The following is a 14464-nucleotide window of genomic DNA, read 5'->3' on the forward strand; positions in this document are numbered from 1 at the left end:
CTGAAATTTTGGCAAGAAAAGCGATGGAAGAGGCTAAAGCTGGAAAGCGTGTTTTCTACATCGCTCCAAACTCTTTGTCTTTTGAAAAAGAAAGGGCAGTTTTGGAACTTTTGCCTGACCAAGCGTCTTTTGCCATTACCATTACACGTTTTGCTCAAATGGCGCGCTATTTTGTCTTAAATGAACCTCAGACCAAAGAAACGATTGATGATAATGGCTTAGCCATGATTTTTTATCGTGCGCTGTCTCATTTTTCTGATACGGATTTGAAAGTTTTCGGACGTCTAAAACAAGATACGAATTTTATCAAGCAATTGGTTGATTTGTATAAGGAATTAAAAACGGCTAACATGACCGTGCTTGATTTGACGGAATTGCATTCGGCTGAGAAGCAAGAAGATTTGGTGAAAATCTTTTTGGCAGTTAATGACATTTTGTTAGCTAACCAGTATGAAAATCAATCAAAAATTGCATTTTTTGCTAAACAGGTAGCATCGGGTCATTTGGATGATGCGCTTGAAAATGTTGTTTTGGTTATCGATGGCTTTACTCGTTTTTCAGCAGAAGAGGAAGACTTAGTCAGCCTTTTAGAGGAAAAATGTGCTCAAGTGATTATCGGAACTTACAGTAGTCAAAAGGCTTATAAGGCTACATTTTCAACTGGGAATGTCTATCAGGCAAGTTTGGATTTTTTGCGTTCTTTGGCTGCTAAATTTCAAACACAGCCAGAGTATGTCGAGAGTTCTCAAAAATCTCAAGAAGCATTTGCTAAATTGTCAAAACTCTTTGAAGCGAAGCACGACTTCACAACATCAGATATCACATTGACAGATGATGATAAAAAACATTATGCGATTTGGGATGTTATTAATCAAAAAGAAGAAGTTGAGCATGTGGCAAAGGCTATTCGTCATAAGCTTCACCAAGGCTTTCGTTATAAGGATATTTTGGTACTTTTGGGTGATGTAGATAGCTATCGTCTGCAAATCGGCAAAATTTTTGATAAATATGAAATTCCCTATTATTTTGGAAAAGCAGAGTCGATGAGTGACCATCCTTTGGTGCATTTTATTGATTCCTTGGAGCGTGTGAAACGTTATCGTTTTCGTACTGAAGATGTTGTTAATCTTTTGAAAACAGGGCTATATGGTTCCTTCACTCAAGATGATTTGGACCTTTTTGAGCAGTATTTGATTTATGCAGATATTAAGGGGCAAAGTAAATTTGCTAAAGAGTTTACCATTGCTTATAAAGGTGAGGAGCATTTAGACTTTGTTAATGGTATGCGCGAGCAAATCATGGCGCCTTTGCTAGCTTTATTTAAGGCACAAAAGCAGCTTGGCTCAAGTTTACTTGAAAAATTGATGACTTTCTTACGTGCGATTTCTCTACCTGAGAATTTAGAGCGTATGGTAGCCACTTTCTCAGAAAATGAACAAGAAAAGCACGAGCAAGTTTGGCGAACATTTACTGGCATTCTCGAGCAATTTCAAACGATTTTTGGACAAGAAAAATTATCTTTGGATGAATTTTTAGCCCTTTTAAGAAGCGGCATGTTGGCTGCACAGTACCGTGTGGTGCCAGCAAGCGTTGATGTAGTTTCTGTAAAATCTTATGATTTGGTTGAACCACACACCAATAAATTTGTCTTTGCACTTGGTATGACGCAGTCGCATTTCCCAAAAATTGCGCAAAATCGTAGTTTGATTTCAGATGAGGAACGTGCCAAGGTTAATGAGACAACAGCTGAAAATCAACGTTTTGATGTGATTAGTCGTGAAAACATCAAGAAAAATCATTTTGCTGCCTTGTCACTGTTTAATTCAGCGACGGAAGAACTGGTGCTCAGTTTGCCACAAATTGCTAATGAGTCAGAAGATAAGGAATCTTCTTATCTTGCGGAATTAGCTAGCTTTGGTGTGCCTGTTTTGGTTAAGGGACGAAATCGTTTGTCGACAGATGCTGAAGACATTGGAAATTATAAAGCGCTCTTATCTCGTGTGATTGAGGTTAATCGCTTAGCTATTGAAGAAGACCGCGAGCTTAGCAAAGAAGAGCAGACCTTCTGGTCAGTAGCTGTACGTTATCTTCGTAAAAAACTGGCTAACGAAGATGTTGAATTGCCACTGATTAAGGATAATATGCAGACCAAGCCAGTTTCTGCCGAAGTGATCGAGACACGTTTTCCAAGTGATGAGCCGATTAATTTGTCTTCTTCAGCTGTGACAACTTTCTACAACAATCAATACAAATATTTCTTACAGTATGTCCTTGGTTTGCAAGAGGTTGAAACCATTCACCCTGACGCTAGAAATCACGGGACTTATCTGCATCGTGTCTTTGAATTGGTTATGAAAGATGCTTCGGATCAAGCTTTTGACGACAAATTAAATCGAGCTATTCAAACAACCAACGCTGAAGATGCTTTCAAATTTGTCTATGAAGAAGACGAGGAAAGCCGCTACTCATTGACAGTCTTAGAAGATATTGCTAGAAGCACGGCGACAATTTTACGTCAGGATGCTCAGATTCAGGTGGAAAATGAAGAAGAACCTTTTGAGTTAATGCTTGCCAATGCAGTACGTATTCGAGGTATTATTGACCGTGTGGACCGTTTGTCAGATGGAAGTCTTGGGGTGGTTGATTACAAATCAAGTCACAATACCTTTGATATTCAAAAATTCTACAATGGTCTCAACCCACAATTAGTGACTTACATGCAAGCTCTTCGCGATAAAAAAATTAAAAGTGAGTCAGATAAGATTTTTGGAGCCATGTACCTTCACATGCAAGAGCCAAAAGTGGATTTGTCATCGGTAGCTACTACAGAGAAAATTTTGGAGAATTTGTCTAAAGAGTTGCGCTACCGTGGCTTGTTCTTAGAAGATGAAAAAGGTTATTTATCAAATGGAAATTACCATCTTAATGACTCAGTTTACACGCAAGAAGAGTTAGATATTTTACTAGCTTACAATCAAAAATTATTCCTTCAAGCAGCTGAGCAGATTAGACAAGGACACTTTTTGATTAATCCTTACAGTGAGGATGGTAAGACGGTTAAGGGTGACCAATTAAAAGCTATCACACGCTTTGAAGCGGACCGCCACATGCCATACGCACGCAAGTGGTTTAAATTACCAAGAAAAGATAGACGTCAAGGCTTTTTGAGCTTGATGCAAGAAGAGGAGGAAAAAGATGACCTTTAAACCATTTTTAACGGCTGAAGCTATTTCTTCTCTACAGCAAAAAGAGGCTCAGTCATCTAAAGCGCAAAAACGAACACCTGAACAAATCGAAGCCATTTATAGCTATGGCAACAATATTTTGGTATCAGCGTCGGCTGGTTCTGGGAAAACTTTCGTTATGGTTGAGCGTATTATTGATAAAATTTTGCGTGGCATTACCGTTGACCAGCTCTTTATTTCGACCTTTACGGTTAAAGCAGCGGGAGAATTAAAGGAACGTCTTGAGAAAAAAATCAGCCAAGCTTTGCAAAAAGCGACGGATAATGATTTAAAAACTTATCTTAACGAACAGTTGCTAGCCTTGCAGACTGCTGATATTGGAACCATGGATGCTTTTACGCAGAAGTTGGTCAACCAGTATGGCTATACTTTAGGAATTTCGCCAACTTTTCGCATCATGACGGATAAAAGTGAACAAGATATTGTTAAAAATGATGTCTTTTCAGATCTTTTTTCAGATTACATGACAGGAAAGAACAAGGATGTTTTCCGTAAATTAGTTCGTAATTTTTCAGGCAATCGTAAAGATAGCACAGCTTTTAGAGGAATTGTTTACAAAATCTATGATTTCAGTCAAGCAACGGATAATCCGAAGAAATGGCTGGCTGAGGTTTTCTTGAAAGGTGCTAGAACCTATACTGATTTTTCAGCTATTCCAGATCAAGAAGTTAATGACTTTTTAAGTTGTTTACATGATACGGCAAATCATTTGCAGGATGTAACAGATTTAGAAGATTATAAGCAAAAAACAGCTAAGGGTACACCAACGGCAGCTTATAAAAAGCATTTGAACATGATTGAACATTTGCATGAATGGGCCATGCATTTTGAGACGCTTTACGGTCGTGATGGACTTGGTCGTTTGGCGACAGATGTGGCTGACTTGATTCCGTCTAGTCCAGCTGTGACAGTTGCAGGAGTAAAATATCCAATTTTCAAGACTCTCCAAGGTCGTTTGACTGGTCTGAAACACTTAGAAACAATCTTCAAATACCAATCGGAAAGTCTGCCTTTGTTAGAACTTTTACAAGCGTTTATGCAGGATTTTTCTGAGCAATATTTGCAAGCTAAAATCCAAGAAAATGCTTTTGAGTTTTCAGATATCGCGCATTTTGCTATCCAGATTTTGGAAGAAAATCCAGATATTCGTGAGCTCTACCAAGATAAATACCACGAAGTCATGGTCGATGAGTACCAAGATAATAACCACACGCAAGAACGCATGCTTGAATTGTTGTCAAATGGTCATAATCGATTCATGGTGGGGGATATTAAGCAATCGATTTATCGTTTTCGTCAGGCTGATCCGCAGATTTTTAACCAAAAATTCAAGGATTTTCAAAAGCATCCAGAACATGGAAAATTAATTTTGCTAAAAGAAAACTTCCGTAGTCAATCAGAAGTCCTAGATGCGACAAATAGTGTCTTTACGCACTTGATGGACGAGTCTGTTGGGGAAATTTTGTATGACGGCATGCACCAGTTGGTAGCAGGCAGTCCTGCACAAAAAGAAGCTCATCCAGAAAATGAAACACAAGTTCTAATTTACGACACTGATGACAGTAGTGAGCTTGCAAGTAGCCCAGAAGAGGAGCAAATCAATCCGAACGAGGTTAAGCTGGTAGCTAAAGAAATTATTCGTCTGCATAATGAAGAAGGTGTTGCCTTTGAAGATATTACTTTGTTGGTATCATCGCGCACACGTAATGATGGCATTTTACAGACTTTCGAGCATTATGGCATTCCTTTGGTAACGGATGGCGGTGAGCAAAATTACCTCAAATCAGTTGAAGTCATGGTGATGCTTGATACGCTTAGAGCCTTGGATAATCCGCTCAATGACTATGCTTTGGTAGCTCTTATGCGTTCACCAATGTTTTCTTTCAACGAAGATGACCTTGCTCGCTTGGCACTTCAAACGATAGAAGATGAGCACAAAGCTAATTTGTACCAAAAATTGGAACATGCTTTGGCTAATCAAGGGCAACATGCAGAGCTAGTCAAACCAGCTTTACGTCAAAAATTAAAAGATTTTATGACTTGCTTTAGCAAGTGGCGTGATTTTGCCAAATGGCATTCGCTTTATGATTTGATTTGGAAGATTTACAATGAGCGCTTTTATTATGATTACGTGGGTAATCTTCCTCGTGCCGAGCAGCGTCAAGCCAATCTTTACGCTCTAGCCCTTCGTGCTAATAATTTTGAAAAGACTGGCTTTAAAGGCTTATCACGCTTTATTCGCATGATTGATCGCGTCTTAGAAAGCGAAAATGATTTGGCAGATGTTGAAGTGGCCCTTCCAAAACATGCTGTGAATTTGATGACTATCCATAAGAGTAAAGGTCTTGAGTTTAAGTATGTCTTTATTTTGAATATTGATAAGAAATTCAGCATTCAAGACATGATGTCACCGTTAATCTTGTCACGTCAAAATGGAGCTGGAATTAAATATTTGGCTGACATGCGAGAAGAGTTAGATACGGATGTTTTTCCAACTGTTAAAGTCAGCATGGACACTTTGCCTTATCAGCTTAATAAACGTGAACTGCGACTAGCAACCTTATCTGAACAAATGCGTTTGTTCTATGTTGCCATGACCCGTGCAGAAAAGAAACTTTATCTGGTTGGTAAAGCTAGCTCTGAAAAATTGGTTGATAAATACAGCGGTAAGTCTGAAAATAATCACCTTCCAGTTGCAGAACGAGAGGCTTTCATGACTTTCCAAGATTGGATGTTAGCCATTCACGAAGCATATAAAAACTTGCCATTTAAAGTCGAATTTGTCACAGATGAAGACCTGACAGAAGAAAAAATCGGTCAGATCGAAGTCAAATCAGCTATTAAACCTGATGATTTGTCAAATAACCGTCAGTCTGAAAATATCGCAGAAGCTTTGGATAGACTTGAGGCAGTTGAAGAGTTGAATACCAAATATCAATCAGCCATTAACTTACCAAGCTTAAGAACACCTAGTCAGGTCAAGAAACTTTATGAGCCTGTCATGGATATTGATGGTGTTGATGTGATGGCTAAGACGGACCACGTAAAACCAAGCTTTGCCTTACCTGATTTTTCGAAAAAAGCCAAAGTCGAAGCAACAGCGATTGGTTCTGCCATGCATGAGCTCATGCAGCGAATTTCCTTGTCTCAAAAAGTGACACTAGAGGATATTTCGACAGCTCTAGCACAAGTTTCAGCTGAAGATGAGGTTAAAGCGCGCATTCGTCTAGAAAATGTTTTGGATTTCTTTGAAAATTCAACTCTTGGACAATTGATTCAGCAAAATACTGACAAAATCTACCGCGAAGCTCCATTTGCCATGCTAAAAGAAGACCCTGAGAGCAAAGAAAAATTCGTTGTTCGTGGGATTGTCGATGCTTATCTACTCTTAGAAGACCGTTTGGTTCTTTTAGATTACAAGACTGATAAATACACAAACAGCGAGGAAATCAAAGACCGATACCAAGGCCAAATGGCACTTTATGCCGAAGCACTTAGCAAGTCATATCATATTGATCAAGTTGATAAATACCTTGTTTTACTTGGTGGAGAGCGTCTGGAAGTAGTTAAACTTTAAAAGTAATTAAAAAAACGACCGTTTAGCATAAAGCTTGCGGCCGTTTTTGGTATAGTATATTGTATTATTGTATATTGAAAAAATAAAGGCGAGTTGATTGGATTAACTCCAGAATTTAGCGGCGATGTCTTGACCTTGCTTGATTTTAGCCCATTGTTGTGGGATAGCAAGTTCGTTTCCTGAATCACATGAAGCAAAACCACATTGGTGAGAAAGGAAAAGACGGTCTTTAGGGATGATTTGGCTAGCTTCTTCAAGCATTTTAAGTGCGCGTTCTTCATCATCAAGATCAGTTGTTTTACTTGAAAGAAGTCCAAGAACAACCTCAGCATCTGAGTCTTTCAAGCTTTCAAGAGCTTTGAGGTCACCAGCCACTTCGCTATCCCATTCAAGGAAGAAACGGTCATAGTGTTGGTCTTTCAAGAATTTTGTTGCGATAGCTTCGTAAGTACCACCAGCAGCAGAACGACTTTCGTAGTTACCACGGCAGTTGTGAGTCCAAACTTGCAAACCAAGCTCATGACCATAGTCAGCAACATCGTTATTTACTGCGATGAATTCGTCAGCAAGGTTAGCAAGAGCGCTATTTCCTTGAGCAAAGAAACCAGCTGGGTTTGTTTCGTCGAAAAGTTCCCAGAGGCAGTCGTCAAATTGGATGATTTCTCCACCAGCTTCTTTGTATTCTTTCAAGAATTCTTTATAGGCATTTGTAAGACCAGCTTTTAGTTCTTCTTTAGTTTTGTAAACTTGGTCTTCGCCAACTAATTGATTAAAGACTGTGAATTCTGTGTAGGCGTGAGCAGGTCCCCAGATAGTCAATTTTGTATCTGAGTCTCCAGCTTCTTCCTTAAGCAAATTAAAGATATCAAGGAAGTGGTGGTTCTTACCTGAAAGTGGCTCTGTGATGCGGATACCAATGTCTTTACGTGTTTCGAAGTGACCACCATCATGGTCTTTGAAAGTATAACCGTGGTCTGCAATGTAGCGTTCAATCCCTTTTAGTCCCCAGACGAAGTCAAGGTGCCACATTGATTTTGAAAATTCACCATCAGTTAAGACATCAATACCATTTGCTTTTTCTTTAGCGATAACTTTTTTGATGTCAGCCGTTTCTGTTTCACGATAGCCATCAAAAGCATCGTAGAATGGGTATGTGATATCATCACGATGTTCGATTGCGATTTTATATTCGCGTAAATCTGCTGGTCGTAGAAGCGAACCAACTAATTGAAATCTTGATTTTGCCATTTCGTATACCTCGTTTGTTTTTTGTGATTCCTATTGTAGCGGAGCTTTGCCATTTTGAAAAATAGTTATTTTTTTAGGACTATGTATAGTTTTAAACTATAACTAAAAAAATCAAAATCTCTGTCTAATTAACAGAAAATTTGATATACTAAGAAAATACAGATAATTACAAGGAGATTTAGAATGGATATTTGGGAAAAGTTATATCAAGCAGCAAAAAAGGATTATAATCCTCATTATGTGACGCCATTTATCTATTCAAATCATGTGGTTGCAGCAATTGAAGTAGAAGATGGTCAGATTTTTACAGGCTATTGTTTTGAAGCGACTTCTGGTGTTTTTCATCTTTGTGCGGAACGCGCAGCAGCTTTTAACATGTTTCAACAATCTGGTCAAACCACTATCAAACGCATCATTGCTTTTCGCGATAAACCACCTTACGGTGAAGGTTCAGGAATGCCTTGCGGAGCTTGTCGCGAATTCTTGATGCAATTGTCTCCGAAAAATAAAGATTTGGAATTTATGCTTGATTATGAGAAACGTGAAACCATTACCTTAGGTGAATTGATGCCTTTATGGTGGGGGACAGAGCGCATGGCAGCAGGCATTGATGATTTAGACTAACAATATTAAATACAGCGAGGTTGAGGATGCGAGATAATCATTTACATACACATTTTTCTTATGATTCAGATGCGCGGTTTGAAGATTATTTAGACCATTATACAGGGGATATTGTGACGACTGAGCATTATGATTTGTCAAATCCTTATACCAAACAAGATGATGTGCCAGATTATGAGGCTTATTCACGTGAAATAGCTAAGCTTAATCAAAAATATGGTAATCGCATTAAAAAAGGCATTGAAATTGGTTATTATCAGCCACGTGAAGCGGATATTCTTGCTTATTTGGCGGATAAGGACTATGATTTGAAACTCTTGTCGGTTCATCATAATGGGACAAATGATTACCTTGATGATGAAGTGGCAGATATGAATAGAGATGAGATTATCCAAGAGTATCTGGACAAATTGGAGTATGCGATTGGACGCGTGGATGCGGATGTTTTAGCACATTTTGACTATGGTTTTCGCATTTTCGACATGACCGTCACGGATTTAAAAGCTTATGAACCTCAACTCAAACGTATCTTCCAGAAGATGATTGATTATGATTTGGCTTTTGAGTTAAACAGCAAATCGATGTACTTGTATGGCAAGGAAGACCTTTACCGTTATGCCTTAGGCTTAGTTAAAGAATTAGGTTGCCACAAGTATTCTATCGGTTCAGACGGTCATAAGTTGGAGCATTTTCGTCTAGCTTTTGATAAAATCCAAGACTTACTTGATGAATTTGGCATTGAAGATTGGGAAATTTTGTAAAACAAAAAGCCCGTGAGCATAAGGCTCAGGGCTTTTTAACGTTTAAAAATTAGTGAGAAATACGTTTGCGGGCTGCTTTTTTACGATTTTCTTGAATGAAAGCAGCTTTTTCTTCTTCAGGGTCAATGATTTTTTTCTTAACTGCGAAAATAGCACCTGCGACAGTAGCTGCAGTGGCTACAACACCAGTAGCAAGACCTTTAGCGAATGCAAATTTTTTAGCCATAATAATTCCTCCTCACTGATAAGAACAGGGAGTATAAAGAGGTCTTTATACTCTTTTATAGCAGTAGGATTTGTTTTCTTGTCCTACCACCTTATGTTATAATAATGGTAACGAAAATTGCCTAAAAATTCAAGTGAAAACGTTATATTTACTAAAAAATCAGGCTTAGGACGGATAAAAAAATAGATGTCAAAAAAAATAAAACTGCTAGCTGTGGTTGGACCGACAGCTGTTGGAAAAACAGCTTTAGGAATCGAACTCGCCAAGCAATTTAACGGAGAAATTATCAGCGGTGATAGTCAACAAGTCTACCGTAAGCTGGATATTGGAACGGCTAAGGCAACGCCTGAAGAACAAGCAGCAGCTCCTCACCACTTAATAGATGTGCGTGATGTTGATGAAACTTATTCTGTTTATGACTTTGTGACAGAAGCCAAAGCTGCGATTGACGATATCGTTAGTCGAGGTAAGTTGCCTATCATTGTTGGAGGAACTGGACTTTATCTTCAAAGTTTGCTAGAAGGTTATCATTTAGGCGGTGAGGTTGACCAAGAAAAAGTCCTCGCTTACCGAAAAGAATTGGATTTGTTAAGTGATGAAGAGCTTTTTGAAAAAATAGCAGAGCAGAAGATCGAGATTCCTCAAATCAACCGCCGTCGTGCCATTCGTGCTTTGGAGTTAGCTAAGTTTGGACAAGAGTTGCAAAATAAAGAAACCAACTATGATGCCTATTTGATTGGTTTAAATGATGATCGTCAAGTGCTTTATGACCGTATCAATCGTCGTGTTGACCTCATGGTTGAAAATGGTGTTTTGGATGAAGCAAAATGGCTTTATGACAATTATCGTGAGGTTCAAGCCGCGCGAGCAATTGGTTACAAGGAACTTTTTCCATATTTTGCTGGGGAAGATTCTCTTGAAAACTGTGTTGAAAAATTAAAACAAAACACACGTCGCTTTGCAAAACGCCAGTTAACATGGTTTAGAAACCGTATGGCAGTTAAGTTTTACAATGTTTCAGAAGCTGATTTTAAAGCTAGTGTTACAAGTGATGTTGATTGTTTTTTAAATGATAAGAAATTGTAAGGGAGTAAAACGCTCCCTTTCACTTTTGAAAAGATTTTATGATATAATGAGATTTACGGATTAATTAAGAAGAGGGGTGAGTGCATGATTGAAACAAGCGAACATCAAGAGCGCGTGATTTTACTGGGTGTTGAGCTGCCAGACACTGAAAATTTTGACATGTCTATGGAAGAGTTAGCTTCGCTGGCTAAAACGGCAGGAGCGCAGGTGGTTTCATCTTATCGCCAAAAACGTGAAAAATACGATAGTAAATCATTGATTGGCTCAGGAAAATTAGCCGAAATTAAAGCGATTGTTGACGCTGATGAGATTGACACTGTTATTGTTAATGACCGTTTAACACCCCGTCAAAATGTTAACTTAGAATCAGAACTTGGGGTTAAAGTGATTGACCGCATGCAGCTGATTTTGGATATTTTTGCCATGCGTGCTCGTAGTCACGAAGGAAAATTGCAAGTTCATCTGGCTCAACTCAAATACATGTTGCCACGCCTTGTCGGTCAAGGGGTTATGCTAAGCCGTCAAGCAGGTGGAATTGGTAGCCGTGGACCTGGTGAAAGTCAATTGGAATTGAACCGCCGTTCGATTCGTAATCAGATTTCAGATATTGAACGCCAATTGAAAGTGGTTGAGAAAAATCGTGAAACTGGTCGTGAAAAACGTACAGAATCACAAGTCTTTAAAATTGGACTCATTGGTTATACAAACGCTGGTAAATCAACCATTATGAATGTTTTAACTAATGACAAGCAATACGAAGCTGATGAATTATTTGCGACTTTGGATGCGACAACTAAGCAGATTTACTTGCAAAATCAATTTCAAGTGACGCTTACAGATACGGTTGGTTTTATTCAAAATTTGCCAACTGAGTTGGTGGCAGCCTTTAAGTCAACCTTGGAAGAAAGCCGTCATGTTGACTTGTTGCTACACGTGATTGATGCCAGCGACCCAAATCATGCTGAACACGAAAAAGTTGTTTTGAATCTGTTAAAAGAGCTAGATATGTTGGATATTCCACGTTTAGCTGTTTATAACAAGATGGACGTGGCGGAGCACTTTGCAGCGACAGCTTTTCCAAATGTGCGTATTTCTGCGCGTGATAAAGATGCTCGTTCACTTTTGCGCCGTTTGATTATCAATGAAATTCGTGAGATTTTTGAACCATTTAGCATTCGTGTTCACCAAAATCAAGCCTATAAGTTATACGATTTAAATAAAATCGCACTGCTTGATCGTTATGATTTTGTTGAAGAATACGAAAATATCACTGGTTACATTAATCCAAAAAATAAATGGAGACTAGAAGAATTTTATGACTGATTATATAAGCTTAGCTTTAAAATATGGTGGCTTTACGTCACTAGATAAAGTGTATTTGCAAAATGTTTTGGAGGATTTAACAGATGAGCAAAAATTGAGTTTCATCACACCACCTCCAAGTGTTATCAATGCTTATTTTGCAGAAATGTATCAAAAACAATCTCCGCAAGTCGCAACAGATTACTATTTTGAACTATCAAAAGAATTGCAGCTTTTAAATGATAAGCCATCTTTTGACGAACGCAAGCCTTTTATTCGTTTGAATTTATCAGGGAAATCATATGGTTTCACTTATGAAAATGATAAAGAGGTTGCTCTTGTCTTTTCTGAAAAAGATGAAGCTTTGACAAGAGATGTCTTGTTTGAATTGGCTCAGGTCTTTCCTCAATATAAAATTTATGTTGAAGATGACAAAATCAAAATGTCAAAAATCACTTTTGATGACCAAGAACTTGAAGACCTTACACCAGAAAGTAGTTTGCTCAGCCATGTTTCAAAATTAAAAGGAAATATGGTTAAGCTAAAAAGTTTTAATCGCGATGAATTGTCAGACTTGCTAGCTCACTATCAAGGGCAAGTTTATTATACGTTTGATCAACGTGAATTTATCGCTTATGTAAAAGTATCGTAAATAGGAAGGATAAGTAAAAACTTCGGTTTTTATAGGTATATATGGAATTACAATTTTTGGGAACAGGAGCGGGTCAGCCCTCAAAGTCACGTAATGTGTCAAGCTTAGTGTTAAAGTTACTTGACGAGATTAATGAGGTGTGGATGTTTGACTGTGGCGAAGGCACACAACGTCAGATTTTAGAAACAACTATCCGTCCTCGTAAAGTGAAACGCATTTTTATCACGCACTTGCACGGTGATCACATTTTTGGTCTTCCTGGCTTTTTGGCAAGTCGCGCTTTCCAGGCAAATGAAGAACAAACTGACCTTGATATTTATGGTCCAGTCGGTATTCGTTCATACGTTTTGAGCAGTTTGCGCTTGTCTGGTGCTCGTTTGCCATACCGTATTCATTTTCATGAATTTGACGAAAACAGTCTGGGCAAAATCATGGAAACTGACAAGTTCGTGGTATATGCTGAAAAATTGGACCATACGATTTTCTGTATTGGTTACCGTGTGATGCAAAAAGATTTGGAAGGAACACTTGATGCTGAAGCGTTGAAAGCTGCAGGTGTGCCATTTGGTCCATTATTTGGAAAAATCAAGAGCGGTCAAGATGTTGTCTTAGAAGATGGGACAAAAATCATTGCCAAAGATTACATCTCAGCACCGAAAAAAGGAAAAGTTATCACTGTTTTAGGTGATACACGTAAGACTGATGCTAGTGTGCGTCTTGGTTTGGGAGCTGATATCTTGGTTCACGAATCAACATATGGCAAAGGTGATGAAAGAATCGCCCGCAAGCACGGACACTCAACAGGAACTCAGGCTGCCCAGATTGCTAAAGAAGCGTCAGCTAAATGCTTATTGCTTAATCACATCAGTGCACGTTTCTTGGGACGCGAATGCAAACAAATCGAAAACGATGCTCAAGAAATTTTTGAAAATACACACTTGGTTAAAGATTTGGAAGAAATTAGCTTATGAGAATAATTGCTATTACAGGAGCAACAGGTGGACTTGCCAAAGAAATTGTCAAACAGTTACCATCTGATGACTTTGTGATTGCCTTAGGACGTAATGTAAAAAAACTTGAAGCCTGTTATGCTAAACGTCCTAACACAGTTTGCTACGAACTTGATATGACAAGTGATGAAGTGATTGGCGCTATGGTTGAAAAACTATACGCTGAACATGGTCACATCGATGTCTTTATCAATAACGCTGGTTATGGTGATTTTAGTGAGTTTGATGCTTATACAACCGCTGAAATCCGTGACATGTTTGATATCAACACCTTTGCGACGATGACTTTTTCACGTTTGGTTGGGCATAAGATGAAAGAAGCGGGACAGGGACATATTGTCAATATTGCCAGCATCGCTGGTTTGATTGCTTCAGCGAAATCATCAGTTTACTCGGCAACAAAATTTGCGGTGATTGGTTTTTCAAATGCTCTTCGTTTGGAATTAGCTGATAGCAATGTTTATGTGACAACGATTAATCCTGGACCGATTGCAACAAGCTTTTTTGACAAGGCAGATCCATCTGGAGAATACTTAAAGAGTGTTGGACGTTTTGTTTTGCAACCAGAAGAAGTTGCCAGACGTACGGTTGCCATTTTAGGGAAGAACAAGCGTGAAGTGAACATGCCATTTTCAATGGCTGCAGCACACAAATTCTACACACTTTTTCCTAAGGTTGCTGATTTTTTAGCACGAAAAGTTTTTAATTATAAATAACCTCCTTTCAATTCTAC

Annotated in this window: 11 protein-coding genes; 9 read left to right on the forward strand and 2 right to left on the reverse strand. The window is 38.5% G+C overall.

Annotation, left to right across the window (positions count from 1 at the left end; genetic code table 11):
- On the forward strand, positions 1–3206 hold a 3206-nt coding region (rexB, locus tag SFC32_RS05655), incomplete at its 5' end, for an ATP-dependent nuclease subunit B (protein ID WP_411216634.1).
- Positions 3196–6822 carry a helicase-exonuclease AddAB subunit AddA gene (gene addA, locus SFC32_RS05660; RefSeq protein WP_411049769.1) on the forward strand — a complete coding sequence of 1209 codons (3627 nt, stop codon included), beginning with the start codon at positions 3196–3198 and terminating at the stop codon, positions 6820–6822. The genes rexB and addA, both read left to right, overlap by 11 nt.
- 102 nt (positions 6823–6924) lie before the next feature.
- On the opposite strand, the gene SFC32_RS05665 is transcribed toward addA, so the two are convergent.
- On the reverse strand, positions 6925–8070 hold the full coding sequence (locus SFC32_RS05665) for a cobalamin-independent methionine synthase II family protein (RefSeq protein WP_074869078.1): 1146 nt from the start codon (positions 8068–8070) through the stop codon (positions 6925–6927).
- Between the two features lie 183 nt (positions 8071–8253).
- Here SFC32_RS05665 and SFC32_RS05670 point away from each other — a divergent pair, with 183 nt between their 5' ends.
- Positions 8254–8694, forward strand: coding sequence for a cytidine deaminase family protein (locus tag SFC32_RS05670; RefSeq protein WP_411049768.1), 441 nt, complete (start codon positions 8254–8256; stop codon positions 8692–8694).
- Between the two features lie 26 nt (positions 8695–8720).
- Complete coding sequence (locus tag SFC32_RS05675) at positions 8721–9455, forward strand: hypothetical protein (RefSeq protein ID WP_411049767.1); 735 nt, start codon at positions 8721–8723, stop codon at positions 9453–9455.
- A gap of 49 nt (positions 9456–9504) precedes the next feature.
- On the opposite strand, the gene SFC32_RS05680 is transcribed toward SFC32_RS05675, so the two are convergent.
- Positions 9505–9681: a DUF3042 family protein gene (locus SFC32_RS05680; protein WP_074481996.1), complete on the reverse strand. Its 177-nt coding sequence runs from the start codon at positions 9679–9681 to the stop codon at positions 9505–9507.
- 186 nt (positions 9682–9867) lie between these two features.
- Here SFC32_RS05680 and miaA point away from each other — a divergent pair, with 186 nt between their 5' ends.
- The 5 genes from miaA to SFC32_RS05705 all read left to right on the forward strand — a co-directional run bounded on the left by miaA (position 9868) and on the right by SFC32_RS05705 (position 14447).
- Complete coding sequence (gene miaA / locus SFC32_RS05685) at positions 9868–10767, forward strand: tRNA (adenosine(37)-N6)-dimethylallyltransferase MiaA (protein WP_411049766.1); 900 nt, start codon at positions 9868–9870, stop codon at positions 10765–10767.
- 84 nt (positions 10768–10851) lie between these two features.
- A complete protein-coding gene (hflX, locus tag SFC32_RS05690) occupies positions 10852–12090 on the forward strand; it encodes a GTPase HflX (protein WP_039697134.1) in 1239 nt (412 codons plus the stop codon).
- Entirely contained in the window at positions 12083–12721 is a 639-nt protein-coding gene (locus SFC32_RS05695; protein WP_411049765.1) for a cystathionine beta-lyase, read from the forward strand. The genes hflX and SFC32_RS05695 overlap by 8 nt, the downstream gene beginning before the upstream one ends.
- Before the next feature lie 41 nt (positions 12722–12762).
- Positions 12763–13692 (forward strand): ribonuclease Z, encoded by a 930-nt coding sequence (rnz, locus tag SFC32_RS05700; protein ID WP_074563406.1) that lies wholly within the window; start codon positions 12763–12765, stop codon positions 13690–13692.
- Positions 13689–14447, forward strand: a complete 759-nt coding sequence (locus tag SFC32_RS05705; RefSeq protein WP_411049764.1) for an SDR family NAD(P)-dependent oxidoreductase — start codon at positions 13689–13691, stop codon at positions 14445–14447. The genes rnz and SFC32_RS05705 overlap by 4 nt, the downstream gene beginning before the upstream one ends.
- Positions 14448–14464: the final 17 nt, after the last annotated feature.

This window comes from Streptococcus sp. TATVAM-FAB8, from assembly GCF_046592795.1.
Lineage (GTDB): Bacteria > Bacillota > Bacilli > Lactobacillales > Streptococcaceae > Streptococcus > Streptococcus ruminicola.